Raw genomic sequence first — 25539 nt, 5'->3', positions numbered from 1 at the left:
CACTACTCACCATCTTTTTCAAACTGAATGCAGCTGTAAACGCTTAAAACGCCCAGTCGTCGTCTTCGGTGGCGACGGCTTTGCCGATTACGTAGGAAGAGCCGGAGCCGGAGAAGAAGTCGTGGTTCTCATCGGCGTTGGGGGAAAGCGCTGCCATGATGGTCGGGTCGACGTCGGTAACGCTGCTGGGGAACAGTGGCTCAAAGCCAAGGTTCATCAGCGCTTTGTTGGCGTTATAGTGAAGGAACTTCTTCACGTCCTCTGTCAAGCCTACTTCGTCGTACAGCGATTCGGTGTAGCGTACTTCGTTGTCGTAAAGCTCTAACAGCAGCTCATAAGCGTAGTCTTTAACTTCCTGCTGGCGCTCGGGTGTTGCTTCGGCAAGCGCTTGCTGGAATTTATAGCCTACGTAGTAGCCGTGTACTGCTTCATCACGAATGATCAAGCGAATCAGGTCTGCCGTGTTGGTCAGCTTAGCGTGGCTCGACCAGTACATGGGCAGGTAGAAACCTGAGTAGAACAGGAAGGACTCAAGAAAGACGCTGGCCACTTTACGCATCAAGGGGTCGTCTGAGCGGTAACGCTTAAGAATCAGCTCAGACTTCAGCTGTAGCGTGGGATTCTCTTCGCTCCAACGGAAGGCGTCATCGACATCGCGTGTGGTACACAGCGTGGAGAAAATTGAGCTATAGGAACGCGCGTGAACCGACTCCATAAAGGCGATATTGGTGTATACCGCCTCTTCATGGGGAGTGCGAGCGTCTTCCATAAGCACCGGTGCGCCCACGCTGCTCTGAATGGTATCGAGCAGTGTCAGACCGGTAAATACGCGGATCGTTAGCTGCTTTTCCTGCTGCGTCAGCGTATTCCAGGACTGAATGTCATTGGAAAGTGGCACTTTTTCCGGCAACCAAAAATTGCTGGTCAGGCGGTTCCATACTTCCAGGTCTTTATCGTCTTGCAGACGGTTCCAGTTGATCGCATTGACCCGGGATAAACGTTGCATAATGGTCATCAGATAGCTCTCTTTAAAAATCGTTACGCACTTACAGTGTGCAGGAGACACAGCCTTCTACTTCGGTGCCTTCCAGCGCACTCTGGCGTAAACGGATGTAGTAAAGCGTTTTGATCCCTTTACGCCATGCGTAAATTTGCGCCTTATTAATATCACGCGTGGAAGCGGTATCCGGGAAGAACAGCGTTAGCGATAGCCCTTGGTCAACGTGCTGGGAAGCTTCTGCATAGGTGTCGATGATTTTTTCCGGGCCAATCTCATAAGCATCTTGGAAGTAATCAAAATTCGCCTCGTTCAAGAATGGCGCAGGGTAATAAACGCGCCCCAGCTTGCCCTCTTTACGGATCTCAATGCGCGCCGCCACCGGGTGAATACTAGAGGTGGAGTTATTGATATAAGAAATTGATCCGGTTGGCGGCACCGCTTGGAGGTTACGGTTATATAAACCATGCGCCATCACCGAGGCTTTAAGCGCTTGCCACTCCTCTTGGGTGGGCAGTGCAATACCACTACGCTCGAATAGCCCACGCACTTTTTCAGTACGCGGCAACCATGCTTGATCGGTGTACTTATCAAAGAACGTGCCCGTTGCGTAGGTGGAGTCTTCAAACCCAGCAAAGGCTTCGCCGTGCTCAATCGCCAACTGGTTAGAGGCACGAATGGCATGGAACGCAACGCAGTAGAAGTAGAGATTGGTAAAGTCCAAACCCTCTTCTGAACCGTAGTAAATGTGTTCCCGTGCAAGGTAGCCGTGCAGGTTCATCTGCCCAAGGCCAATAGCTCGAGATTTCGCGTTACCTTCGGCGATGGATGGCACGCTGCGCAGGTTGCTCATCTCAGAAACAGCGGTGAGGCCACGAATAGCAATTTCTACGCTGGTACCGATATCGCCTGAATCCATGACCTTGGCAATGTTCATTGAGCCAAGGTTGCAGGAGATATCCTGACCAATCTGACGATAGCCAAGATCGTCGTCATACTCCGTAGGCGTATTCACCTGGAGAATCTCAGAGCAGAGGTTGCTCATATTGATCCGGCCGGCAATCGGGTTGGCGCGGTTTACCGTATCTTCAAACATAATGTACGGGTAGCCGGACTCAAACTGCAGCTCGGCCAGGGTTTGGAAGAAGGCACGCGCATTGATCTTGTGCTTACGGATGCGCGCATCCGCGACCATTTCATGGTACTTCTCGGTGACACTGATATCGCCAAACGGCACGCCGTACACCCGCTCGACGTCGTAGGGCGAGAACAGGTACATGTCGTCGTTGCGCTTGGCCAGCTCAAACGTGATATCTGGAATTGTTACACCCAGCGAGAGCGTTTTAATGCGGATTTTCTCATCAGCGTTTTCACGCTTGGTATCTAGAAAACGCAGAATATCCGGGTGGTGAGCGTTCAGGTAAACCGCACCGGCACCCTGCCGTGCGCCTAGCTGGTTGGCGTAAGAGAAAGCATCTTCCAGCAGTTTCATAATCGGAATAATGCCCGAGGACTGATTCTCGATACGCTTAATGGGAGCGCCAGACTCGCGGATATTCGTCAGCAAGAAGGCAACGCCGCCGCCGCGCTTGGAGAGCTGGAGCGCTGAGTTGATCGAGCGCCCAATCGACTCCATGTTGTCTTCAATGCGTAGCAGGAAACAGGAAACCAGTTCGCCGCGCTGTTGCTTGCCGCAGTTCAGGAACGTCGGCGTGGCCGGCTGAAAACGGCCGCTAATCACTTCATCAACCAGCGATTTGGCGAGCGCTTCCTCGCCCCGCGCCAGGCTCAGTGCCACCATGCATACACGATCTTCATAGCGCTCTAGGTAGCGCTTGCCATCGAACGTTTTCAGCGTGTAGCTAGTGTAATACTTGAACGCGCCCAGGAAGCTTGGAAAACGAAATTTGTAGGCATAGGCCTGTTCAAACAGTGCCTTAACAAAACCAAAGTCGTACTGAGCCAGCATATCAGCTTCGTAGTACCCTTCTTCGACCAGGTAGTCGAGCTTCTCTTCCAGAGAGTGGAAGAACACGGTGTTTTGGTTAACGTGCTGCAAAAAATACTGGCGCGCAGCTTCGCGGTCTTTATCCAGCTGTAGCTCGCCGTTGGCACCGTAAAGATTGAGCATGGCATTCAGCGCGTGGTAATCCAGCGTTCGCGTCTCACCAGTCCCTGCAGCAGGCCGCTTTGCATCAACAACATTTTTTGGGGCTACGTTAGTCGTTTCCAAAACTCTTCTACTCCTTTGCGGACCTTGACGACATCATCATCAGTGCCAAGCAATTCAAATCGATACAGCAGCGGCACTTGGCATTTTTGCGCAATGATGCGCCCAGCCAGACCATACGCATCGCCAAAATTAGTATTTCCAGCAGCAATAACACCGCGAATAAGGTGTCGGTTTTGCTCATCGTTTAAAAATCGAATCACCTGCGCTGGCACCGCCCCTTTCGCCGCGCCGCCTCCGTAGGTAGGCGTGACTAATATGTAGGGCTGTTCTACGCGTAACGCTGCTTCTTCACGATTGAGCGGCAGACGCTGGGCACTTAAACCAAGCTTTTGCATAAAACGGTGTGTGTTTTCCGACTTGGTGGAGAAGTACACCAGCGTACCGGCACGCTCAACATCCACATTAGCGGGTTGCATGGCGGTAAATTACGCCAGCGCTTGGATGCGATCAGGGCGGAAACCAGACCAGTGCTCTTCACCTACCACCACCACCGGCAGCTGGCGATAACCTAACGCTTCAACTTCTTTTTGGGCATCGGCTTCAGCGGTAATATCGATAACAGTATATTCAATACCCTGCTTATCCAGCGCGCGGTAGGTCGCGGTGCACTGAACACAAGCGGGCTTGCTATAAATTTGGATTTCCATGGCTATTTTTTCCTTTTCATAGCGGTATTTTTCGGGTAAAGCATATCTAATGCTCGACCTCTCTGGAAGAGACACGCATACTATATATAGTTCATGACAAAATCAATTCAAGCATATATGGTATTTTTCATCCACAGGTTATTGACAGGCCATGCCCAGACTGGCATCTAAAAACCAAAAAGCCGCCCCACAAGGGGGCGGCTTTTATGAGCGGCGCCACTATCGGCAGCGCCCTCTCTTTCTAGGTCTTACTGGGGATGAGCTTAGGCTTTGGCAGCCTGATAACGACGCTCAACGTCTTCCCAGTTAACCACGTTAAAGAACGCAGAGACGTAGTCAGGGCGCTTGTTTTGATACTTCAAGTAGTAGGCGTGCTCCCACACATCCAAGCCCAACAGCGGCGTGTTGCCGTGCATCAGCGGGCTATCTTGGTTCAGTGTGTTTTCTACGACCAGTTTTTTCTCGGGGGTCACAGAAAGCCATGCCCAGCCACTACCGAAACGACCAAGCGCAGCTTTTTTGAACGCTTCTTGGAACGCTTCAAGGCCACCCAGCTCAGCATCAATGGCTTTTGCCACGTCGCCCTGCGGCTTACCACCACCGTTGGGGGACATCATTTGCCAGAACATAGAGTGGTTGGCGTGGCCACCACCGTGATTGATGACGGCTTGACGCTTCTCTTCCGGTACACGATCAAGGTCAGCTACCAGCTCTTCGACGGGTACATCTTCCAAGCCCGTGCCTTCAAGCGCAGCATTGAGACTAGTCACGTAAGTATTATGGTGACGAGAGTGGTGAATCTCCATCGTCATCGCGTCAATGTGCGGCTCAAGCGCGTCATAGGCGTAAGGTAGTTCTGGAAGTGTATGTGCCATGTTAGCTACTCCTTATGTGGCTTTTTTTGCATTCAACCTGTTTGCGTCCAACTAGTTAAGTGCGGCCATGCCCCACCCTTTTCAACCGCTAGGACCATTTTTTTCTCACTAAGCCTAGCAGTGAATTAGTTCAGCGCCTTTGACCAAGTACTTTAGTCAACTATTGCCAGTTTATCGAATCTGACCCCATTAAAAAAGCCGGCTTCTAAGGAAGCCGGCTTTTATATACTTGAGATTCAGATGCTTATAGCTTGCTTTCAAGCTCGGGCAGAATCTCAAACAAATCACCCACTAGACCGTAGTCCGCAACCTGGAAAATAGGCGCTTCTTCGTCTTTGTTGATCGCAACGATCACCTTGGAGTCTTTCATGCCTGCCAAGTGTTGAATGGCGCCTGAAATACCCACTGCGATATACAGATCCGGCGCGACAATTTTGCCGGTCTGACCAACCTGCATATCGTTAGGCACAAAGCCTGCATCAACGGCTGCCCGCGAGGCACCAATGGCAGCCCCCAGCTTGTCGGCAATGCCATCGAGCAGTTTGAAATTGTCGCCGTTGCCCATACCGCGGCCGCCAGAAACCACTACCTTAGCACCGCCAAGCTCTGGGCGATCAGACTGCGCCAGCTCTTCTTTTACGAAGCTGGACTGAGCGTTTTCAACCACAACGTCAACCGTCTCGATAGCGGCACTGCCGCCAGCGCCCACTGCATCAAAGCCAGTAGTGCGCACGGTAATTACCTTGAGCGCGTCGTCACTTTTTACCGTGGCGATAGCGTTACCTGCGTAAATGGGACGCAGGAAGGTATCAGCGCTCTCAACACCAATTACGTCGGAAAGCTGGCTAACATCTTTTAGTGCAGCTAAGCGTGGCAGTACGTTTTTGCCAGTCGTAGAGGCGCTAGCCAGCACGTGGGTATAAGCGCCTGCCAGCTCAACCAGTAGAGCGCCCATTGGTTCGGCAAGCTGATGGGCGTATACCGCGTTGTCCGCTAGACGAACCTTGCTTACGCCATCAAGCTTCGCGGCCGCTTCAGCAGCGGCTTGTACGCCTTCACCGGCAACAAGCACGTCGATGTCACCACCAATCGCCTTAGCAGCAGCAACTACGTGGGCTGTCGCGCCCGCAAGCTGACCTTCATGGAGGTCGGCAAGTACCAGAATGCTCATGAGATCAGCTCCTATTAAAGCACTTTGGCTTCGTTTTTCAGTTTGTCGATCAATTCATCTACCGAGGCAACTTTGACACCGCCTTTACGTTCAGCCGGCGATTCCACTTTCACCAGGGACACCTTGGAAGCCACCTCAACGCCGTAATCGGCGGGGGTTTTCACATCCAGCGGCTTTTTCTTAGCCTTCATGATATCTGGCAGTTTGGCGTAGCGCGGCTCGTTCAAGCGCAGGTCCGTCGTGACGATAGCGGGTAGCGTTAGCGCGATGGTTTGCAGGCCACCGTCGATTTCCCGGGTCACATTAACTTTGTCGCCGTCTACCGTGACGTCGGATGCGAAGGTGCCTTGGGGCAGATTGGTCAATGCAGCAAGCATTTGGCCAGTCTGATTATTGTCGGTATCGATGGCCTGCTTACCTAGCACCACCAAACCTGGCTGCTCTTCTTCAACAACTTTGGCCAGCAGCTTGGCCACGACAAGTGACTCTACCCGCTCGTCGGTTTCAATATGAATAGCGCGGTCTGCGCCCAGCGCTAGCGCGGTACGCAGCTGCTCTTGGGCGGCTTTAGGGCCAACCGTCACGGCAACCACTTCGGTAGCAACACCCTTCTCTTTCAGGCGCACCGCTTCTTCTACAGCAATTTCGCAGAAAGGGTTCATGGCCATTTTGACGTTGGTAAGATCGACGTCAGAGTGGTCCGCTTTCACACGGATTTTGACGTTATAGTCAATGACGCGTTTAACCGCGACGAGTACTTTCATAGGTTCCTCGCTTGGCTTGTCGTAGAAGCCGTTAACCTGACCCGGCACCGAAAAAAGATACCGATGAAAAATAGGAGCGGCGCAAGACGATTAGCACCGCTTAAAAAATTCATGCAAGCGTTTGATAGGTCTGTAAATGAAAAACCCCATCAATTTGCCACAACCACCCTATGGGCAACAACACTCATCGTCTACGGCCTTGGTCGTAGCTGCTATCAATCCACCTTAATTCGCAATGAGCCAACCCGGGTGTTGACCAGGATCGATCGAGAAATGCTGCTTTTGCCATCGTAGGGGTGACCTGACAGGGGTATTATGCCTATCATGGGGCATAACCAGAAGCAAACGACCGTTTTAAATTAAGACCAGCTTTTCATAAGCTAGTTCTCACAGCTAACTTATCGTTAAGTTGGCCGTTAAGAGAATAAGGAGAAACCGGGTGGAAAACGTTGAACGCGATGTAATGGACTTTGATGTGGTGATTGTGGGAGCCGGCCCTTCTGGACTGTCTGCCGCATGTCGCTTAATGCAACAGGCTAACGAGGCTGAGCAAGAGCTTACGGTCTGCGTAGTGGAGAAAGGCTCAGAAGTAGGCGCTCATATTCTATCTGGCGCGGTTTTTGAACCTCGCGCATTAGCTGAGCTGTTCCCCGATTGGGAAGAGCGCGGTGCACCGCTAAACACCCCCGCCACCCGGGATGATGTTTACTTGCTTAAAGATGCTGAGAAAGCACAGAAAATCCCCAACGCTTTAGTGCCAAAAAGCATGCACAACACGGGTGGCGAGCTTACTCGTTATGTCATTAGCGCGGGGAACTTGAGTCGCTGGCTTGGCGAACAGGCCGAAGCACTCGGGGTTGAGATTTTCCCTGGTTTTGCTGCCCAGGAAGTAATTATTGAAGAGGGTGTTGTTCGCGGCATTCTAATAGGTGATATGGGCGTTAGCGCCGATGGCACTCCGAAAGACGGCCATATGCCGGGTATGGAGCTGCGCGCAAAATACACGCTATTTGCTGAAGGCGCCCGCGGACACCTTGGCAAACGGTTAATTCAAGAGTACTCCCTCGATGCTGGTCGCGACCCACAGCATTACGGTATTGGCCTTAAAGAGCTGTGGGATGTACCCGCCGAGCAACATGAGCCTGGGCTTGTGGCACACGGGTCTGGCTGGCCACTGGATAAAAACACCCACGGCGGCTGGTTCCTCTATCACGCAGAGAATCAGCAGGTCGTCGTGGGCCTGATTATGGACCTTAGCTACCAAAATCCGTGGCTCTCTCCCTTTGATGAGTTTCAGCGTCTAAAACATCACCCCACTATCAGCCAGTACTTGTCTGGCGGTAAGCGGGTAGCTTATGGCGCGCGGGCCATTACCAAAGGGGGGCTTAACTGCCTACCCAAAATGACTTTTCCAGGTGGCCTGCTAATTGGCTGCGATGCAGGCACGCTCAACTTCTCCAAGATCAAGGGCCTGCACACGGCGATGAAGTCGGGCTTGGTAGCCGCGGAGAGTGTTTTTGAAGCTATTAAAGGCGGCGACGAGGGCGCTCAAGAGCTGACAAGTTTCACCACTAAGTGGGAAGCCAGCTGGGCCTATGAAGAGCTAAAAGAGAGCGCGAGCTTCGGCCCTGCCATTCATAAATACGGTACCGTTGGAGGCGGCGCCTACAACTTTGTTAATCAGTTGCTGGGCAATAAGCTTCCCAACGTGCATGACACCACCACCGACCACGGTGCGCTGAAGCCTGCCGCCAAGTTTGAAAAGATCGATTACCCAAGGCCCGACGGCAAGCTCTCTTTCGACAAGCCAACCTCGGTATTTTTATCCAATACCAATCACGAAGAGGATCAGCCTTGTCATCTGCGCTTAGCAGACCCCGAGCTGCCCATTCGCGACAACTTGCCTGAATACGCCGAACCTGCGCAGCGCTACTGCCCTGCAGGCGTTTATGAAGTCGTTGAGGATGCGCAGGGTGCGCCTAAGTTCCAGATCAACTTCCAGAACTGCGTCCACTGTAAAACCTGCGACATCAAAGACCCCGCCCAAAACATTACCTGGGTGGCACCCGAAGGTGGCGGCGGCCCCAACTATCCTAATATGTAGCAGGTAAAGAAACATTTAAAGCAACGTCTATGCCTCCTGTGCATTATATGCCTAGGAGGCATTTTTAGCACACCTATTGATTAAATACAGTCTTACACCGGTCTATTTAGAATCACTTAGAACTATTCAAAATTTTCTGTTCTCAAAAGCTTCACTGCTGTAAAAACCATTCAATTGAAGAGCAGTCAAATCATGCATAAGCACCGATTGGCGCTGGAAGCCTACCTCTTTAGCAAATATTTTTGGACTTAAGCACTGACCAAGCTTGATAACAGCAAATGATAGCTGCTGATCGTTATCAGTGCCTGACAAACCATCAACTAACGCAGTATCTACATTTAACACATCAAGTGGCAAAACCTTTAAATTGGATAGCTTTGAATACTTAACCCCAAAATCATCTACAATAATTTTAACATCTATCTTTTTAATTTCTTCAAAGACCTTAGCAGTGTACTCGACGTCTTTCAAAATTGTACTTTCAGCAACCTGTAGCTCAAGCAATTCCGGTATCATTTGCGTAGTGGTTACAATATCGTTCACGCTCTTCACAAAAGCCTCATCATAAAACTGCCGTTCATAGACATCTACAGCTATTGTTAGCGCTGGTGCGCCTTGCTCTTGCCATAACATACTCTGTTTACAGGCTTGTTCTATTGCCCAGCTACCAATAGAAACGATCAAACCACTCTCTTCAGCCATTGAAATAAATTGTGATGGCTCGAGCAAACCAAGTGTCGGATGTTGCCAGCGCAACAACGCTTCAATACCAATAACCTCGCCATCACTTGAGTTATGCTTAGTCTTATAGATCAACTTAAGTTCTTTTTGGTCTAGCGCTCGCTGGAGACCCGACTCCAGCATTAAACGAACATCTGTTTCCAACCCAAGCTCTTCAGTGTAAAAGCAGGCGGTATTTTTTCCTGCTTGCTTTGCTTTATACATGGCCACATCGGCATTTTTTATTAATGTTTGCTCATCAAGCCCATCAACGGGAAACAAGGATACTCCAATACTGACTGAAACATGGTACTCGTGCCCTGCTAGAGAAAAAGGCTCTCTGATGGAATCGAGTATTTTTTCAGCAACAGGCTTAACACAAGCCTGGCTATCAACCTTATGCATGATAATGACAAACTCATCACCGCCCAACCGAGCTACAACATCACTGGCACGAACCGCTGATGTAAGACGCTTAGCCGTTTCCTGTAAAAGATGGTCACCCGCCTCATGACCCAAAGAATCATTGATAAGCTTGAAACGATCAAGATCCAAAAAGAGCAGCGCAAAAGGCTCCCCATGGCGTTCGCCAAGCCTGACCGCCTGTGTCACCAAATAACTAAAAAAAGCTCGGTTAGGTAGCTCTGTTAACGCATCATGAAACGCCAAGTGCTCAACCTGCTCAGCGTGTAAAATACGCTCCTCTATTACACGTTGACGCTCTCGCTGTAGCTTCCAACTAAAGAGCCCTAGCGATGTAAAAACAGCAAGCAATAAACCACTTGCCCAGCTAGCCCGCTGCCAATATTTTTTGGCTATAGCCTGTGCAGACGCCAATTGTTCATTTTTAGAAAGGCCGACAACGACAGATAAAGGAAAACTATAAAGTTCTCTTACCATTGTATAGCGTTCCTCGTCCCTCCAAGTTGTCAGAAAGAGCGGTTGACCTGTATCGCCCTCACCCTTCACCCATGGAGTTAACTCTAAAACGTCATCTGAATAAATTTCACTGCCTGCTCTAGCAACATGTGCTAAGCCGTCTTCTCCTACCACGGCTAACATACCCTGGTGCCCCATAGAGCGAGTTGCGTAGCTACTAACAAAAAAGTCAGCTTCGACTGAAACAAAAATCCAACCCAACACTGTTTCATGGTCAGAAATTAGTGGCCGAGTAAACATCAGCTGCACCACATCATCAGTTATCACTCGATCCACTGCTAAAGTGTCGTCAACTCGCCCTGACTGCATTGGCAGCATATAATGCTGTTCAATCAATAATGAATTGGTGCTTCCAACAACAACCCCCTGCTTATTAACTACACCTACCGTAAATAATAGTGCTGGAGGTAAAAGCTCTTGAGCCTGTAAAACATCTAGCGCCGCTTCACTGTCAACACTATTGGCAGTGAAGCGGACTAGCTTCAGTGTTGTGTCAATTTCCCGAAGCGCTCTCACAACGCGAGCTTCATAGGTATCTAAAATTTCACCTACAGATAACGCTGCTTGTCGCTCAACAGCTGACTGCTCTTTTTTAACTAAGTAGTAGGTACCCGACCAAATAATGATCAATAGCAACAATGCCAACATGCTAAGCAGCCAGACTGGACTAGCAAGGTGGTGCAACCGACGATGAGCATGGGCCCGAGCCGCACTCTCCGCTTTTGGGTTTTGTGAATAAAAGGGATTACTCAACTTGTACCACTCTTAACCGGTCGTCAAAGTAAGCAGCATTAATATAACCCAACGCAGCTTTATCACTAACGAGCCTATCTATAACTGCTTGGCTATCGCGAAATGTTTGAGGAGGCTGTCCTCGTCCAGTAAAAATAAGCCGAGCCCAGTGCGCTTTAATCTGTGCTGGTGTTTGCCCAATATAACGAGTGTAAAACACTTCACGCTCTATTGAGCTTCCTGACTGATCCAAGGGTATTACTGCCAATCCTTTACCGATTTGTGTGCGTCGGCCTAAATAAATATCTGTTAATTCACTACTGGTCAAACGTGTAAAAGGTGCCTCAACTGAGGTTACGAGTAAAACATCGGCTGTCGCAGCATGCCCAATAACACTAAGCAAAACACTTGCACCAAGCATATTAAGTCGCTTAAGCATTGCCACTCTCCTTAAAATACAAAGTCGAGCGCAAGGCTAAACAGGTTAATATGCCCACCGGGATCAAACTTCGGTTGTTGATTAATGAGCCCGCCTGGCGAATCTGAGCGCATATCGATATAGTCATATTGAGCAGTAAGCGCCATGCCCGGCCGTAAGTCCCAGCGTGTTCCCAGTGTCACGCCTCGTTGCTGCATGCCACTAGCAAGCACGTCATTCAAAATATCATTGAGTAGCACTGCACCTTCTGCAAATGGAGAAGGATAAAGCGCTGCATTTAGCCCCTCTTCAGAAGTATTACTAGTTACCCTTGCACGCGATATACCTACAAAGGGTGTCCAGCTAGCAATACGGTATCCAGCGGTAAGATAGCTGCCCTCATTATCACCCAACACAGATGACGATGTAGAACGTGCCCACTCTCCCATCACAAACCATGGGCCAGGATCATAGCCAACTCCGAGACTAATCACACTGGACCGCTTTCCCTCAACCTCATACCGATTAGCAATTAACTCTCCTGGGGGGCCAAATGATCGATAAATGTCGAAAAACTGGGAAAGCTCATCAACGCTTACTTTTAGCTCACCGTAGCTAGCAAAGAGCGTGGTGGCTCCCCATTGCGTGCGATGTGAGATCCCCCATGAATCGGAGGCATCTATACTGCCAGTTGGGTAATCAACGCTGCCCCCACCATAGCTCAAACGTAGCTCATTGGTAGTTTCGCCTGCAGCATATTGATAGCGCATATCCACACCATCGAAATATGCGACAGGAATTAAACGATACACCTCTTGCGGCGGTCGTACCCAGGGAGTGGCATAGTTAATTTTACGATGCTCGGATGCCATGAACGTACCTTGCACCATGCGGCCTACACGTAAATTAAAATTAGGGGTTAAATCATATTGAATGTTAGCCCACTCAATACCCGGTGCGTAAGAACCATCATAGCGTTTTTCGCTAGCCACCTGAACGATAGAGGTAATTTTTGGCGTTACGTGTAGCGTAGCCTGAAGCCCTAATCGGCTGTCTACCTGTGCGCTCCAGTCATCGCTATATCCGGCACCTTTTGATGCGAAAATATCAGACACATAATCAGCATGGGACTCGTCAGAGTGAACCACGCCTAAAGTACCAAAACCATTAAATATTACTCGTGGATGAGTGTCATCAGCAACTCCGGAGCTGGTATAGGCTATGAGGAGAACAACGCAAAACAGAGCAACTTGCCTAACCATGCACAATACCTTCTTATTAAATATCTATTAATTATAAAGCATTAAATCGTCAGGCCTACCCTAAGTCAAATGATTAATGAGGTATAAAACATCCGGATAAAAGTAGGTTAAATAAAACAGTCCTCTAATTAACCTAATTTTTATCTAACTAGCACTGAGCCTACTTCTAATAGTTCTATCGGTGCACGGCGAGCAATCAACCGCCGACGACCAGCCTGGGCAAAGCGCACATCAATAACCGGGTCTGACGGGTTTCCTTCGACCGCAGCCACCTCTCCCTCTCCAAACACAGCATGCAGCAGGCGCTGGCCTGGATAAAAATGCGTATTAACGCGGTACTCAGCACTCGCCTCCTGCACCTGCGGGGGCGCCAGTTCGATATCCCCTCTGTCCAGTCGATCCAGATAACGCTTAACCAAACCAGGTGAAGCGACCTGAACAGCAGCCTCTGGCGGGCGAGCCGTTGCCAAACAGCCAGCTACCCGCATACTGTCCTGCCAAGCACTTTCAGCAATAAAACGGCTTGGCCGGTGGACGCCACCATCATGAAGCATCAGCAGCTGCTCCTGAGCGCGAGTAATGGCCACGTAAAAAAGTCGACGCTCCTCTTCCAATCGCTCATCGTTCAGCGGATTGTCGCGGCTGTAATGAGGAAAGTCCTCCTCATTAACGGCTGCCACCGCCACGAGCGGCCACTCAAGCCCCTTTGCGCCATGTACCGTACTAATCAGTACTCCATTCGCTTGGTTTTCTACCGGGCGTTCTAGCAGCTCAATAAATGCATCAGGGTTTTGCACGCTCTCTGCCTGCTCAATGAGCACATCCAATAAGCGCACATCCTCCTCGCCTTTATCTCGCCTTGCAGCAGCACGCTTAAGGGTTTTTTCCGCGTCGATAGTTTCTACTACATGGCTTAGTAGCTTTGCGGGCGACCATGCGCTGAGTTTTGGAAGCTCGCATAACAACCCCCAGCGCTTTTTTAAGGTACGACGCTGCAGCGGCTTGAGCGCTGCTAGCACTGGCTCGTGGCGCTCAGGCCAGCGCTGGGTGGTGGCCAACTGATTCGCTAACTGTTGCAGCCGCTCACGAGCGACAAACGGCGTTGGCTGTGAAAGAAGCAGCAGCAACTGTGCTGGGTCATGCAGCAATTCCGGGCGGCGGGACAGTTTTAAATAACCCGCCAACGCTTGCACCAGCGGCAGCCGAAACACAAAGCGGTCTTCCCGTAGCAGCCGAAATGGGATGCCAGCCTGCAATAACGCCAGTTGAAAGGGCACCGAAAGCGCCCAGCTACGCACTAGCAGGCTAGCCTCGCTTAACGCCCGCCCCTGGGCCTGCCAGTCCATCAGTGCGTCCAGCAGCAACCGACTGCCTTGGCCAACCGATATCCGCGTTTCTGGGTTATTAGCGTCCGCCAAACAGAGTTGATCAGGACGGCGTAGATTAGGCATGATGGCGTGATTAGCGGCTAGCGCTAGTGCATGGCCATGCCGGAAGGTGGTAGAGAGCGGGTAATCGGTTGCAGCACCAAAGGTGGCGGTAAAGTTTTCCAACATGGTGTCTGGCCGCGCGCCACGCCACTCATATATACACTGGTTAGCGTCGCCAACGGCCATTACATCCGCGCTTTGTCCGGCCAACACCGCCAGCAGCCGCTGCTGGGCGGTATTGATATCCTGGTACTCATCAATGATGACATGATCTAGAAAGCCTTCCACCCGGCGGCGTAAAGCACCATCCGCTTCGAGCGTTTGGAGCGGTCGATAGAGCAAGTCGGCATATGTCATCACCCCTTCGGCTTGCAGTAGTCGCTCGGCCTCGTCAAACGCCGCTGGAAAATAGTCGGTATCCGGCTCATAGCTCAGGCGATCATATAACGCGTTGGCGGGCAGCATTTCCGCTTTTACCAAGCCACAAAAGTGAGCCAGCGCTTCCAAGCGATCCCCCTCAAGGGCCGCATCACGCCGCTCTACCGCATCGCTAAGTACGTTCAAGCTTGCCTGACGAAGCAGCCTTTCCAGCTGCCACTCGGCAGAGAGCAGACGTCGGGGCGCCAACGCTCCCCACCGACATAGGCTCTGTGTCAGCCGATGCCCTAATGAATGGAAGGTTCGCACGTCGGGTAATGGCTGCCCTTTCGGGGCCATACTAGATAAGCGGCGCTGAAAATCATCCCGGGCAGAGCGGTTAAACATCAGCACTAGGATGCGTTTTGGCGAGACATCGTTAGCCAGGAGATGCAGCACACGGGCTGCCATTGTGGTGGTTTTGCCTGCCCCAGCCACCGCGGCTACCCTTGCGTGCCCTTTGCTGTGAGTCACTACCGCTTGCTGTTCAGCTGTTAACTTCACGGCGCCTCGCTGGGTACATCATCGGCATCGATCTCTTGCGCTAGCTCCCCTAGCAGGTAAGGGTTGCCAGCGCTGTACAGACGTAGTTGAGTCCCGCCGTTTGCAACAACACAGGGCGTAGCCTGCTCGATTAAACGGTAATAAACATTACGGTGCAGGCGAGCGCCAAGCCCAAAGCGCACAGCAATTTCAGGCACCTGCTCGCCTTCAGGCGTAGTACTCAGCGTCATAGGGTGCTGGTCATCTAAACGCACAACATCATCAAACTGCGTGGTAAACCACCAGGCATCATCATGGAAATCCGCTTCTACCGCGACCAGCGGCAGATCCTCTACCTTTAAGCGCCATCGCTCCACAGGAGTCACCAGGCAGTAGCCGTCGCTATCGTGCCGCAATAGGCTGGCCAGTAACCGTGGTATGGCCGTTCGGGCAAAAGGCTGTCCTTCGTGCTGCCAAGTGCCATCGGCCTTAATTAAAATATCGATATCCCCGGAAAGGGCCGGCTGCCACTCGTCAACGGGTGGTATGGATGCCGAACCTGGCTGATGCTGTAGCAGTCGATCAATATTCATCCGTCCACACCTCGTGACAATGACGACCTACACCAACAGGCCTGATTGCGCTAACGCCTGCTTAACACTCTCTGGAGCATCTGGAGCAGCAGCGCGGAACAAGTGATAGAAGTTAGCCGTGGTTTGCATAGCCACCTCATCTACGCTGATACCCCGAGCCTCTGCAATACACGCAGCAACTTCAACCACCCAAGCGGGTTCGTTGGGCTTTCCACGATAAGGCACAGGTGCCAAATAGGGGCTATCAGTCTCAATCAATAGGCGATCTAGCGGCAACTGTCGCGCCAGTTCGCGAAGCGAGGCGGCATTGCGAAAGGTAATAATGCCCGATAACGAAATATAGAAACCTAAGCGCACCGCTTCCCGCGCCATCTCGATATCTTCTGTGAAGCAGTGTAATACACCGCCCACCTTGGGGTTACTATACTCGCGCAATAGAGAGAGCGTTTCTTGTTTGGCATCGCGAGTATGAACAATAACCGGCAACTCCAGTTCTCGCGCCGCCAGCAAATGACGCTTAAAGCGCTCATGTTGGATATCAATAGGGACGCTGTCTTGGTAGTGATAATCAAGCCCAGTTTCACCTATCGCTACTGCACCGTACTGTTCAGCGGCCTCAACAATATCGTCAACGCTCGGTTCGTTGGGCGTGGTGTGCAGAGGGTGTAAGCCTGCAGAAATAGCCACATCCGGGTGCTCTCTGGCAATCGCTGCTAAACCAGGCAGCTCTTCTAAGGTCACCGAAATAGCGAGAAACTGGCTGACATTGGCAGACCGGGCCGCCGCTAGGGTAGCCGAAATATCGCCGCCATGGGTATGCTCAGATAAGCGGTCCAGGTGGCAGTGTGAGTCAACAAACATACAGGTCTCGCTTTTGAATAAATAAGTGTCGCTTACGTCAATTCACAGCGTAAACGACGGAGGAGCTTTATCTAACTGGCCTGCCAGGAGTGTTTCAATGCGATCTCGCACCGAATAATCCTGCTGGCTGAAGTGCACACCAATCCCAGGAATGCGGCGACCGCTCACCCCTTCCGGGGAGACCCAAATCACTTTCCCGGTGACCGAAAGCCGCTCGCTCTCCCCAGGCAGCGTCAGTAACAAAAATACTTCTTGGCCAAGGGCATAAGGCGTTTTAGTGGGCACAAAAATGCCTCCCCGATCAAGAAAAGGCATATAAGCGGATAGCAGCGTCGGCACATCGGGTAATGTCAAAGAGAGAGCTTTTTGAGCAGCCATCATAACCTCGCTTGGCAGCTAATGGAGTTATGAGCGCAACAGCGCCGACCAACGCACCAGCCATGCTTCAAGGACGAGCTGTGGGTTAGGGTTGGCGCCCACAGCCAGCAGGCGGCGCTGCTCGCGGGCATAATCCAATAGCCGAAACCAGTCTTGTACACGGGCGTTTTTAACCGCTTGGCGATAAAGCGGCTCTAAATCAGGGTTATGCAGCGCTGTGGTTTCGCCTGATAGGCCTAATCGAATGAGATCTTCAAGCCATGCAATACCGTACCATAGGATGGCATCTATCGCTTGGCGATCGAGCCTTGCTGCCTCGGAAACGGGTTCTGCGCCGCGCACCAACTGCTCAAAGCAGTCGTGAATTTGGTGGCGCAATGCCCTTTCATCAGGCATTGCCAACTCTATAGCCAACAGTGGCAACCCTCCAGATACTCGCCACCAAAAGAGCGCTTCGTCGCTTCCCAGCTTCTCGGTCAACCAGCCTTGGCACGCCTCAAAAGGCACACTTGCCAACGGCCACTGCTGACACCGGGAACGGATAGTAGGCAGCGTCCGCGAGGGTACGTCCGAGAGCAAAATAAACAGCGTTTTTTCACCCGGCTCTTCCAAACTTTTAAGTAAGGCGTTGGCCGCTGCAGTGTTCATCGCTTCAGCGGGGGATATGACAATCACCCGGTAACCGCCCTGCTGTGCGGTTTGTGACACAAAGCGATTAACATCACGTATCGGATCAATCCGAATCTGCCGCTTACCCTCTTCAGGAGAGATGCGCAGCAAGTCAGGATGATAGCCCGAGGCGAGCATGGCACAGCTATGGCACTGGCCGCAGGCTTGTTCTGTCGGCTTTGCGCAGAGTGTTTTCGCCACTAAGGCGTCCGCTAGCTGCTGTTTCCCGACGCCATGTGCACCACTGATAAGCAATGCATGGGGCATACGATCATCATTCGCTAAGCGAACGAACTGCTTCCAGGTGTCATAGTGCCAGGGCAGCACATCCGTTAACGCCATAGCGCTAACCGCTCTTCCAGCACTGTTGCCAGCGCTGCCTGCACGTCGTCAAGGGCCTGCTCGGCATTGATTATCGCAAACCTTTCTGGCGCTGCCGCTGCTCGGCTTAGGTAGGCCTGCTGTACCGCTTCAAAAAAACTTTCCTGCTCTTGCTCAAAGCGGTCACGCTGGGTGTGTTGGTCACGTAGCCGCCCTTCTAAGCGCGTTTTTGCAGCGGCAGGAGACATATCCAGCAAAAGTGTCAGGTCTGGCGAGAGCCCCTTTTGCACAAACTGCTCCAACTGAGCAATGCGAGAAGGGGCAATGCCACGGCCGCCGCCTTGATAGGCAAAGGTGGCATCGGTGAACCGGTCGCAAACCACCCAAGCACCGCGCTCAAGCGCAGGCACAATTTTTTGGGCCAAGTGCTGGGCTCGGGCAGCAAACATTAACAGTAGCTCAGCGTCGCTATTAAGTGGCTCTTCTTGCGTGGGATCAAGCAGCAGCCCACGAATCGCCTCGGCCCTCGGCGTGCCTCCAGGCTCCCGGGTGAGCACCACGTCCACGCCACGCGCCTTTAGCCAAGCCTCCACAAACGCCACATTGGTAGATTTGCCTACCCCCTCTCCACCCTCTAGCGTGATGAAGCGTCCGCGCTTGGTCATTGCAGCCCCTTACTAGCCAGATACACCATAAAATAGTCTGCTTATAAAATCGTATTCAAAAAATCATCGGTTACGGATATAGCGATTAACAGCGTTATTGTGCTCACGCAGCGTGCGGGAGAAATGGTGCGTACCATCGCCTCGCGATACAAAATAGAGCGTCTCGCCAGGCAGTGGATTAACCGCGGCTTCTAGCGCGGCACGCCCAGGCATTGCGATCGGCGTGGGTGGCATACCATCGATCACGTAGGTGTTATACGGCGTGGCCTCGCGTATATCCGCACGAGTAATACGTCCCTCATAACGCTCCCCCATGCCATAAATAATCGTGGGGTCGGTTTGCAGGCGCATTCCTTGCTCCATTCGCCGCTTAAATACGCCGGCAATTTCACGACGCTCTTCGGGCGCGCCGGTCTCACGCTCAATTAATGAGGCCATAATCAGGGCTTCATAAGGCGTATCAATCGTAAGGTCATCATCACGACCCTCCCATACCTCTTCTAGGATACGTTCCATGCGAGTAAGCGCCTGACGCAAAATATCAACATCGCTCATCCCCAGGTGGTAGCGGTAGGTGTCAGGGAAAAACCAGCCTTCGGGAAAGGTACCTTCACGACCTAATAGCGACATCACCTCTTCATCGCTTAATTCAGCGGTGCGCTGCTCTAGCTTAGGTGCCACGCTGAGCAAACCACGCATCTGGCGAAACGTCCAGCCTTCGGGAATGGTAAGCGGATAGGTCACAACGTTATTGCTACCTAATAACGCGACCATCTCTAACCCGCTCATGCCCGGCGTAAGCTGGTACTCCCCCACCCTTAGCCGCGGCACGCGCTCGGGCTCCATTCGTGCCATTAGCTGAAAGGCCCACGCATCACTAATAATTCCCTGTGCCTCTAGCTCCCCCACCACCTGATTAAAACCGGCGCCTGCTGGCACTTGGTAGAGAGTAGGTTCATCAAGGGTTAATGGCGCCTCTAATCGGCTTTGCCAATAGACGTAACCACCTGCTGCCGCGGCTGCGCCAAGCACTACCAAGATTCCCACTGCGGCTAATAACCGTTTCACCATGACACCTCAACGACTCTTTTTTAAAATTCTACCTAACGGGATAAGGGCAAATAGCCAAGTAAACGATGCCCCAAAGCTTGTAATCGGTCATGCTCAGCCAGCGGCCAAGAGCGCAGCTCACTGCCCGATTCATTAAGCAGCACTCTAACTGGCCATACCCCTTGAACAGAGTTGGCCACCCATAAACGCTCTACAGTAGGTAAGGCATTTAACGGCAGTATCGCCTCACGCACTACCCCCTCATCTAATAGCGCGGCACGCAGAGTACCTGCTACACCACAGCGCTCAAGTGATGGAGTAAATAGCGCCCCTGCCTGTTGCCAAAAGACGTTCATACTAGTGGCTTCCACCACATTTTCGTCCGCATCAGCCAGCAGACCTTCTGCTATCGCACTGTCGCGCCACTCCTGGCGCGCCAGTACATTTTCTAAACGGTTGAGGTGCTTAATACCCGCCAGCAGCGGTTGGAAGCCAAGGCGTAGTTGGCAGATGCGTACGCTAACCCCTTTCTGCCAACGTTCAGCATTGACTACAAAAGGCGTTCGCCGACTGAGCAGCCGTGGCGCCGCCACATCCGGCAGTGCGTAACCGCGCCCACCACTTCCCCGGGTTAGGATTAGCTTAAGCACTTCAAGCTCAGCAGCAGAACCTTCTTGCCAAGTCGCGTGGAGCTGTTCGATCGGCGGTAACGGGATATTTAAGCGCGTACAGCCAAGTGCCAAGCGCGCGTAATGATAAGGCCAAAGCACTGGCTTACCGGCGCGCATTAAGACTGTTTCAAATATCCCGTCACCATACGCTAGCCCACGGTCATCAAACGGCACCTGGGGCATAGACACCGCTCATTACACCTTTGTAAACAGCAGCGAGCCGTTGGTGCCACCAAAGCCAAACGAATTGGACAGTGCTACATCAATACGCATTTCACGGGCGGTATGCGGCACGTAATCGAGATTGCAGCCCTCTTGGGGGTTATCCAGGTTAATTGTGGGCGGAGCTACCTGGTCACGTATCGCCAAAATACTGAAAATGGCTTCCACCGCACCAGCAGCACCCAAGAGGTGACCAATCATCGACTTGGTAGAGCTGACCGCCACCTGCTGGGCTGCGCTGCCCAACACGCGCTCAACCGCACGGCTTTCTGCTAGATCACCCGCGGCTGTCGACGTGCCGTGAGCATTGATGTAGTGCACTTCAGAAGGCGCTATTTTGGCATCTTTGATAGCATTGCTCATTGAGAGCGCAGCGCCACGGCCATCTTCAGGGGGTGCCGTCATGTGGAAGGCATCATCACTCATGCCAAATCCTGATAGCTCCGCATAAATCGTCGCCCCCCGCGCCTTGGCGTGCTCGTACTCTTCTAGCACTAGGACACCGGCACCGTCTGATAGCACAAACCCATCGCGGTCAGCATCCCAAGGGCGGCTGGCCGCTTCTGGGCTATCGTTGCGCGTTGAAAGCGCCCGCGCGGCCGAAAATCCACCCAACCCCAGCGGCGTGGTCGCCATTTCTGCGCCACCACAAATCATCACGTCAGCATCACCATAGGCAATCGTACGTGCACTGTAGCCAATGTTGTGGGTGCCGGAAGTACAAGCGGTGGTAATAGCGATGTTAGGGCCTTTGAAGCCGTGCTGAATCGCCATGTTGCCAGAGATCATATTAATAATAGAGCCGGGCACGAAAAACGGCGATACACGACGGGCGCCCCCTTTGATTAGCGCATTGTGATTATGCTCAATCATCGGCAGCCCACCGATGCCCGAACCAATCGCCACGCCAATGCGCTCTGCATTCTCTTCAGTGCACTCAAGCCCTGAGTCTTGAATCGCCTGAGCACCGGCGGCCATGCCGTATTGGATAAACAGGTCCATCTTGCGGGCGTCTTTGGGGTTCAGGTAAGGGCTAATATCAAAATTCTTTACCGAACCACCAAAACGCGTATTGAAGCTGCTGGTGTCAAAATGCTCTATCGGCGCTATGCCACTTTTGCCCGCGAGAATGTTCGCCCACGACTCATCTACGTTGTTACCCACTGGGGTCACCAGGCCTAACCCAGTTACCACTACCCTTCTACGCGCCATCAGCTTACCTCCAGGCATCCATGGTGACACGACCCATCCGGGTCATTTACTGCTGAAATTTGGTGACTAGTATAACGGAGATTGAACGTTATATTCATTGTGACCGTAAAGCAAAAAAGCCGCCCTGTGCCAGGACGGCTTTTTTTGGTGCGGGCGGTTAGCACGCCGCCCTGGTTCAATGCGTCGACTCAGCCCTTACTGGTGGGCGTTTACGTAGTCGATAGCTTCTTGAACCGTAGTGATTTTTTCAGCTTCTTCGTCAGGAATTTCAGTATCAAATTCCTCTTCCAAAGCCATCACCAGCTCAACGGTGTCGAGGGAGTCGGCACCTAAGTCTTCCGTGAAAGAAGAGCTATTCTGGATGTCTTCTTCTTTAACGTTTAGGCGCTCTGCCACAACTTTCTTCACGCGCTCTTCAATAGTACTCATCAACGTGCTCCATTCGTTCACACTAGCCGTTATAGATAACTAGCCATTTGGAAACCGCAAGCCAAAAGCTGCGGGGTAGTTTATAGACGCCCTTGGGCCGACGCAACCGCCAAGCCCAAGGCCATCAACGCATATTCATTCCGCCGTTAACGTGCAGCGTTTCACCAGTAATATAACCCGCCGCATCACTTGTCAAAAAACCAACGGCAGCGGCAATTTCATTAGGCTCGCCTAGGCGCGCTAGAGGAATCTGCTTCAACAGCATTTCGTGCTGCGCCTCAGGCAGTGCTTCTGTCATATCGGTGGCAATAAAACCAGGCGCTACGGCATTAACAGTAATTGCCCGTGAAGCCACCTCTCTGGCCAATGCTCGGCTAAAGCCTTCCATACCTGCTTTTGCAGCAGCATAGTTAGCTTGGCCTAAATTGCCCATCGTTGCCACAACTGAACTGATCGACACGATACGCCCAAAGCGTGCTTTTGTCATACCACGTAGACAGGCTTTAGTAACGCGATAAACAGATTTGAGGTTGGTATCCATTACGGAGTCCCACTCGTCCTCTTTCATACGCATGAGCAAGTTATCGCGCGTAATGCCCGCATTATTAACCAAGATGGTTGGCGCACCAAATTGCTCGTTAATTGCTTTCAACACGTGGTCGATGCTTGCCTGATCGGTGACATTCAAGCACATGCCAGCGCCATCAATGCCGTGCTCTTTAAGGTCAGCATCTATTTTCTCAGCACCTGACTCACTGGTCGCGGTGCCCACCACTATGCGGCCTTGACGCCCAAGCTCATGAGCAATCGCTCGCCCAATGCCTCTACTGGCGCCAGTGACCAGCGCAACTCTACGTTCTTGCGTCATAACGTTCTGCCTTTAACCATATAAAAAAGCAAGGATAGCGGAAAATTGCCGCGTCTCACGCGTCGTCAGCCAACGCTTCACGCGCAAGCTCCAGCGCAGCATCCAAGCTATCGGGATCGTTGACGGCCAAACCTTTCGCTCCCCGCACAATACGCTTATTTAGCCCGGTGAGCACTTTACCAGGGCCACACTCAATAAATACGTTAGCACCTTGCTTTACCATGGCTTCAACGCAGGATGACCAACGCACCGGTTGATAAAGCTGCTCAATAAGGCGGGTACGCAAAGTTTCAATATCAGCGTGGGCCTGCGCATCCACATTTTGGATGACGTTGTAGCGAGGTGCGCGCAGCTCTATCTCCTGCATCGCTTGAGAAAGACGCTCCGCTGCAGGGCGCATTAAGGCACAGTGGGAAGGAACCGACACCGGCAGCGCCATAGCACGCTTAGCGCCCGCCTCCTGGCAGGCTAAAATAGCGCGCTCAACGGCACTTTTACCACCCGCAATCACCACCTGACCGGGAGAGTTAAAATTAACGGCAGAAACCACTTCTCCCTGGGCAGCGCTGGCGCAAGCCGCTTCCACAGCACTATCTTCAAGCCCCAGGATTGCCGCCATACCGCCTTCGCCAGCAGGCACTGCTTGCTGCATGGCCTCGCCACGTAAGCGCACCAGCTTCACACCTTCTGCAAAGCCCATCACACCTGCACATACCATAGCGCTGTATTCGCCCAGACTGTGACCTGCCATCACGCTTGGGCGGGGGCCCTCTAACTCTTGCCAAACACGCCAAATAGCGATGCTTGACGAAAGCAGCGCAGGCTGGGTGCACGCTGTGGCGTTAAGTGCTTCTTCTGGGCCTTCTTGTACGACTTTCCATAAATCGTAGCCCAGAGCATCTGACGCTTCCTCAAATGTCGTTCCCACCACACTATAGCGCTCGGCCAGCTCTCGCAGCATTCCTAGCTGCTGAGAGCCTTGCCCGGGAAAAATGAGGGCAAGGGGTTGAGACATGTCGTTCACCTTTGCTCTTGTAGGCGTTTGCTCATTATTCGAGCGATAGGCGTAGTTAAGGGCGCCGTCTTCAACGGTTTTTGGCATATCCTGCTGCCGCCGATAACTCGCAAAATAGTTTACCAACGTTTTATTATCTCATGCCTGCGACGGTGAGTGACGCGACCAGCGCCCCTCGATTCGCGCCGGCAGTTCATGCTCGACTTCTTGTAGCGCTCGCTGGATAGCATAGTAGAAGCCATCTGCACCAGCACTCCCGTGGCTTTTAACCACAATCCTCTGCAAACCCAGCAAACTGGCCCCATTATAACGCACAGGGTCCAGCTCTTGCTTCAAACGCTTTAGTACAGGCCTGGCCAGTAGGCTTGCCAAACGCCCACTTAGGCGTGATTCAAACGCCATTTGCACACGCTCTACCAGCATACGGGTCAAACCTTCACTCGCTTTCAGAGCCACATTACCTACGAAACCGTCGCACACTACCACATCAAGCTCGCCCTGAAATATATCACCGCCCTCGGCATACCCGTGGTAGTCAAATGCTAGATCGGTTGCGCATTCACGCAGCAAACGATCGCCTTCTCGCACGTTAGCACTACCTTTGGTTGCTTCAGCACCAACATTAAGCAGCGCGACTTTGGGCCGATCAATTCCATCCATACAGTGGGCCATCGCCGCCCCCATCATGGCAAAGTCGAACAGCCTATGGGCGGGCGAGTCTACATTCGCTCCCAAATCCAGCAAATAGCAGCGGCGCCCTCTGCGAGCAGGAATAGCGGTACTAATTGCCGGTCTGGAAATACCGGAAAGCATACCCAGCTCTCGTCTTGCAAGCGCCACTAAAGCGCCGGTATTCCCCGCACTGACACCCGCTAATGCATCGCCTTGCGAAAGGCTCTGCAGCATTCGCGCCATACTTGTGGAATGACCACGACGAAGCGCCCATGACGCAGTAGCCTCCGGGGAGACACTATCTGGCGCATCCGCTACCACCAAACGTGACGTTGCCGCAGCCAGGGGCTGCGGCAAGCGCGAAAGCTCAGCATCAATCTGCTGATGCGGACCAAACAGGGTTAGCTCTAGATCAAGGCGCTCAATGACCGCCCTTGCGGAGCCTTCGACAATGGCACGGGGGCCTTGGTCACCCCCCATTACATCAATCGCTAGGCGCACGCAGCACCCACCCTGTTTTGCCGCTCATAAAAGCGTTAAGGCTTAAACCTCAACGACCTTACGACCACGGTAGAAACCGTCTGGAGAAACGTGGTGACGCAGGTGAGTTGTGCCCGTTTCTTTGTCCTGGGACAGGGTCGGTGCGCTCAGCGCATCGTGGCTACGACGCATGCCGCGCTTGGAACGAGTTTTACGGTTCTGTTGAACTGCCATGGGTGTT

The 25539-nt window shown here is 52.3% G+C and carries 25 protein-coding genes; 1 reads left to right on the top strand and 24 read right to left on the bottom strand.

Annotation, left to right across the window (positions count from 1 at the left end; all coding sequences use genetic code 11):
• Nucleotides 1-43: 43 nt before the first annotated feature.
• The 7 genes from BB497_10960 to BB497_10930 all read right to left on the bottom strand — a co-directional run bounded on the left by BB497_10960 (nucleotide 44) and on the right by BB497_10930 (nucleotide 6687).
• A complete protein-coding gene (locus tag BB497_10960; protein AVI63176.1) occupies nucleotides 44-1015 on the bottom strand; it encodes a class 1b ribonucleoside-diphosphate reductase subunit beta in 972 nt (323 codons plus the stop codon).
• A gap of 31 nt (nucleotides 1016-1046) precedes the next feature.
• Nucleotides 1047-3128 (bottom strand): ribonucleotide-diphosphate reductase subunit alpha, encoded by a 2082-nt coding sequence (locus BB497_10955; GenBank protein ID AVI64339.1) that lies wholly within the window; start codon nucleotides 3126-3128, stop codon nucleotides 1047-1049.
• 83 nt (nucleotides 3129-3211) lie between these two features.
• Nucleotides 3212-3646, bottom strand: a complete 435-nt coding sequence (gene nrdI / locus BB497_10950; GenBank protein ID AVI63175.1) for a ribonucleotide reductase assembly protein NrdI — start codon at nucleotides 3644-3646, stop codon at nucleotides 3212-3214.
• 9 nt (nucleotides 3647-3655) lie between these two features.
• A complete protein-coding gene (locus BB497_10945; protein ID AVI63174.1) occupies nucleotides 3656-3877 on the bottom strand; it encodes an NrdH-redoxin in 222 nt (73 codons plus the stop codon).
• A 263-nt stretch (nucleotides 3878-4140) separates the two neighbouring features.
• Nucleotides 4141-4752, bottom strand: coding sequence for a superoxide dismutase (locus tag BB497_10940; protein ID AVI63173.1), 612 nt, complete (start codon nucleotides 4750-4752; stop codon nucleotides 4141-4143).
• Between the two features lie 244 nt (nucleotides 4753-4996).
• The gene (locus tag BB497_10935) at nucleotides 4997-5923 is read right to left on the bottom strand and encodes an electron transfer flavoprotein subunit beta (GenBank protein ID AVI63172.1); all 927 of its coding nucleotides are present in this window, start codon (nucleotides 5921-5923) and stop codon (nucleotides 4997-4999) included.
• Between the two features lie 14 nt (nucleotides 5924-5937).
• The gene (locus BB497_10930; GenBank protein AVI63171.1) at nucleotides 5938-6687 is read right to left on the bottom strand and encodes an electron transfer flavoprotein subunit beta; all 750 of its coding nucleotides are present in this window, start codon (nucleotides 6685-6687) and stop codon (nucleotides 5938-5940) included.
• A 439-nt stretch (nucleotides 6688-7126) separates the two neighbouring features.
• On the opposite strand from BB497_10930, the gene BB497_10925 reads away from it, so the two are divergent.
• On the top strand, nucleotides 7127-8791 hold the full coding sequence (locus BB497_10925) for an electron transfer flavoprotein-ubiquinone oxidoreductase (GenBank protein ID AVI63170.1): 1665 nt from the start codon (nucleotides 7127-7129) through the stop codon (nucleotides 8789-8791).
• Between the two features lie 126 nt (nucleotides 8792-8917).
• Here BB497_10925 and BB497_10920 read toward each other — a convergent pair whose 3' ends face one another.
• The 17 genes from BB497_10920 to BB497_10840 all read right to left on the bottom strand — a co-directional run bounded on the left by BB497_10920 (nucleotide 8918) and on the right by BB497_10840 (nucleotide 25532).
• Nucleotides 8918-11203 (bottom strand): diguanylate cyclase, encoded by a 2286-nt coding sequence (locus BB497_10920; GenBank protein ID AVI63169.1) that lies wholly within the window; start codon nucleotides 11201-11203, stop codon nucleotides 8918-8920.
• Entirely contained in the window at nucleotides 11196-11621 is a 426-nt protein-coding gene (locus BB497_10915) for a phosphate ABC transporter substrate-binding protein (GenBank protein AVI63168.1), read from the bottom strand. The genes BB497_10920 and BB497_10915 overlap by 8 nt, the downstream gene beginning before the upstream one ends.
• A gap of 11 nt (nucleotides 11622-11632) precedes the next feature.
• On the bottom strand, nucleotides 11633-12862 hold the full coding sequence (locus tag BB497_10910) for a porin (protein AVI63167.1): 1230 nt from the start codon (nucleotides 12860-12862) through the stop codon (nucleotides 11633-11635).
• Between the two features lie 140 nt (nucleotides 12863-13002).
• Entirely contained in the window at nucleotides 13003-15213 is a 2211-nt protein-coding gene (locus tag BB497_10905; GenBank protein AVI63166.1) for a DNA helicase UvrD, read from the bottom strand.
• Nucleotides 15210-15785, bottom strand: coding sequence for a hypothetical protein (locus tag BB497_10900; protein ID AVI63165.1), 576 nt, complete (start codon nucleotides 15783-15785; stop codon nucleotides 15210-15212). Before BB497_10900 ends, BB497_10905 begins: the two co-directional genes overlap by 4 nt.
• Nucleotides 15786-15812: 27 nt before the next feature.
• The gene (locus BB497_10895; protein ID AVI63164.1) at nucleotides 15813-16646 is read right to left on the bottom strand and encodes a hydrolase TatD; all 834 of its coding nucleotides are present in this window, start codon (nucleotides 16644-16646) and stop codon (nucleotides 15813-15815) included.
• A 42-nt stretch (nucleotides 16647-16688) separates the two neighbouring features.
• Nucleotides 16689-17024 carry a pilus assembly protein PilZ gene (locus BB497_10890; GenBank protein ID AVI63163.1) on the bottom strand — a complete coding sequence of 112 codons (336 nt, stop codon included), beginning with the start codon at nucleotides 17022-17024 and terminating at the stop codon, nucleotides 16689-16691.
• 27 nt (nucleotides 17025-17051) lie between these two features.
• Nucleotides 17052-18035 carry a DNA polymerase III subunit delta' gene (locus tag BB497_10885; protein AVI63162.1) on the bottom strand — a complete coding sequence of 328 codons (984 nt, stop codon included), beginning with the start codon at nucleotides 18033-18035 and terminating at the stop codon, nucleotides 17052-17054.
• A complete protein-coding gene (locus BB497_10880) occupies nucleotides 18026-18679 on the bottom strand; it encodes a dTMP kinase (GenBank protein ID AVI63161.1) in 654 nt (217 codons plus the stop codon). The genes BB497_10885 and BB497_10880 overlap by 10 nt, the downstream gene beginning before the upstream one ends.
• Nucleotides 18680-18742: 63 nt before the next feature.
• Nucleotides 18743-19750, bottom strand: a complete 1008-nt coding sequence (locus tag BB497_10875) for a BCR, YceG family protein (GenBank protein AVI63160.1) — start codon at nucleotides 19748-19750, stop codon at nucleotides 18743-18745.
• A gap of 32 nt (nucleotides 19751-19782) precedes the next feature.
• Nucleotides 19783-20583, bottom strand: a complete 801-nt coding sequence (locus BB497_10870; protein ID AVI63159.1) for an aminodeoxychorismate lyase — start codon at nucleotides 20581-20583, stop codon at nucleotides 19783-19785.
• Between the two features lie 12 nt (nucleotides 20584-20595).
• Nucleotides 20596-21834, bottom strand: a complete 1239-nt coding sequence (locus tag BB497_10865; protein ID AVI63158.1) for a beta-ketoacyl-[acyl-carrier-protein] synthase II — start codon at nucleotides 21832-21834, stop codon at nucleotides 20596-20598.
• A gap of 195 nt (nucleotides 21835-22029) precedes the next feature.
• A complete protein-coding gene (locus BB497_10860; GenBank protein ID AVI63157.1) occupies nucleotides 22030-22263 on the bottom strand; it encodes an acyl carrier protein in 234 nt (77 codons plus the stop codon).
• 124 nt (nucleotides 22264-22387) lie between these two features.
• Nucleotides 22388-23131 (bottom strand): 3-oxoacyl-ACP reductase, encoded by a 744-nt coding sequence (gene fabG / locus BB497_10855; GenBank protein AVI63156.1) that lies wholly within the window; start codon nucleotides 23129-23131, stop codon nucleotides 22388-22390.
• A gap of 55 nt (nucleotides 23132-23186) precedes the next feature.
• Nucleotides 23187-24146 (bottom strand): malonyl CoA-acyl carrier protein transacylase, encoded by a 960-nt coding sequence (locus BB497_10850; GenBank protein ID AVI63155.1) that lies wholly within the window; start codon nucleotides 24144-24146, stop codon nucleotides 23187-23189.
• 138 nt (nucleotides 24147-24284) lie between these two features.
• Nucleotides 24285-25319, bottom strand: a complete 1035-nt coding sequence (locus tag BB497_10845; protein ID AVI63154.1) for a phosphate acyltransferase — start codon at nucleotides 25317-25319, stop codon at nucleotides 24285-24287.
• 42 nt (nucleotides 25320-25361) lie between these two features.
• Nucleotides 25362-25532, bottom strand: coding sequence for a 50S ribosomal protein L32 (locus tag BB497_10840; protein AVI63153.1), 171 nt, complete (start codon nucleotides 25530-25532; stop codon nucleotides 25362-25364).
• Between the last annotated feature and the right edge of the window lie 7 nt (nucleotides 25533-25539).

The organism is Halomonas sp. GFAJ-1, assembly GCA_002966495.1.
Taxonomy (GTDB): Bacteria; Pseudomonadota; Gammaproteobacteria; order Pseudomonadales; family Halomonadaceae; genus Vreelandella.
The sequence above is the reverse complement of the archived record's forward strand: the minus strand, read 5'-3'. Positions and strand labels throughout refer to the sequence as shown.

Excerpts from the sequence above, each read along its gene's own strand:
- BB497_10960 (AVI63176.1), bottom strand. The coding sequence starts at position 1,015 with ATGACCATTATGCAACGTTTATCCCGGGTCAATGCGATCAACTGGAAC.
- BB497_10955 (AVI64339.1), bottom strand. The coding sequence starts at position 3,128 with ATGCTCAATCTTTACGGTGCCAACGGCGAGCTACAGCTGGATAAAGAC.
- nrdI (AVI63175.1), bottom strand. The coding sequence starts at position 3,646 with ATGCAACCCGCTAATGTGGATGTTGAGCGTGCCGGTACGCTGGTGTAC.
- BB497_10945 (AVI63174.1), bottom strand. The coding sequence starts at position 3,877 with ATGGAAATCCAAATTTATAGCAAGCCCGCTTGTGTTCAGTGCACCGCG.
- BB497_10940 (AVI63173.1), bottom strand. The coding sequence starts at position 4,752 with ATGGCACATACACTTCCAGAACTACCTTACGCCTATGACGCGCTTGAG.
- BB497_10935 (AVI63172.1), bottom strand. The coding sequence starts at position 5,923 with ATGAGCATTCTGGTACTTGCCGACCTCCATGAAGGTCAGCTTGCGGGC.
- BB497_10930 (AVI63171.1), bottom strand. The coding sequence starts at position 6,687 with ATGAAAGTACTCGTCGCGGTTAAACGCGTCATTGACTATAACGTCAAA.
- BB497_10915 (AVI63168.1), bottom strand. The coding sequence starts at position 11,621 with ATGCTTAAGCGACTTAATATGCTTGGTGCAAGTGTTTTGCTTAGTGTT.
- BB497_10910 (AVI63167.1), bottom strand. The coding sequence starts at position 12,862 with ATGGTTAGGCAAGTTGCTCTGTTTTGCGTTGTTCTCCTCATAGCCTAT.
- BB497_10900 (AVI63165.1), bottom strand. The coding sequence starts at position 15,785 with ATGAATATTGATCGACTGCTACAGCATCAGCCAGGTTCGGCATCCATA.
- BB497_10895 (AVI63164.1), bottom strand. The coding sequence starts at position 16,646 with ATGTTTGTTGACTCACACTGCCACCTGGACCGCTTATCTGAGCATACC.
- BB497_10890 (AVI63163.1), bottom strand. The coding sequence starts at position 17,024 with ATGGCTGCTCAAAAAGCTCTCTCTTTGACATTACCCGATGTGCCGACG.
- BB497_10885 (AVI63162.1), bottom strand. The coding sequence starts at position 18,035 with ATGGCGTTAACGGATGTGCTGCCCTGGCACTATGACACCTGGAAGCAG.
- BB497_10880 (AVI63161.1), bottom strand. The coding sequence starts at position 18,679 with ATGACCAAGCGCGGACGCTTCATCACGCTAGAGGGTGGAGAGGGGGTA.
- BB497_10875 (AVI63160.1), bottom strand. The coding sequence starts at position 19,750 with ATGGTGAAACGGTTATTAGCCGCAGTGGGAATCTTGGTAGTGCTTGGC.
- BB497_10870 (AVI63159.1), bottom strand. The coding sequence starts at position 20,583 with ATGCCCCAGGTGCCGTTTGATGACCGTGGGCTAGCGTATGGTGACGGG.
- BB497_10865 (AVI63158.1), bottom strand. The coding sequence starts at position 21,834 with ATGGCGCGTAGAAGGGTAGTGGTAACTGGGTTAGGCCTGGTGACCCCA.
- BB497_10860 (AVI63157.1), bottom strand. The coding sequence starts at position 22,263 with ATGAGTACTATTGAAGAGCGCGTGAAGAAAGTTGTGGCAGAGCGCCTA.
- fabG (AVI63156.1), bottom strand. The coding sequence starts at position 23,131 with ATGACGCAAGAACGTAGAGTTGCGCTGGTCACTGGCGCCAGTAGAGGC.
- BB497_10850 (AVI63155.1), bottom strand. The coding sequence starts at position 24,146 with ATGTCTCAACCCCTTGCCCTCATTTTTCCCGGGCAAGGCTCTCAGCAG.
- BB497_10840 (AVI63153.1), bottom strand. The coding sequence starts at position 25,532 with ATGGCAGTTCAACAGAACCGTAAAACTCGTTCCAAGCGCGGCATGCGT.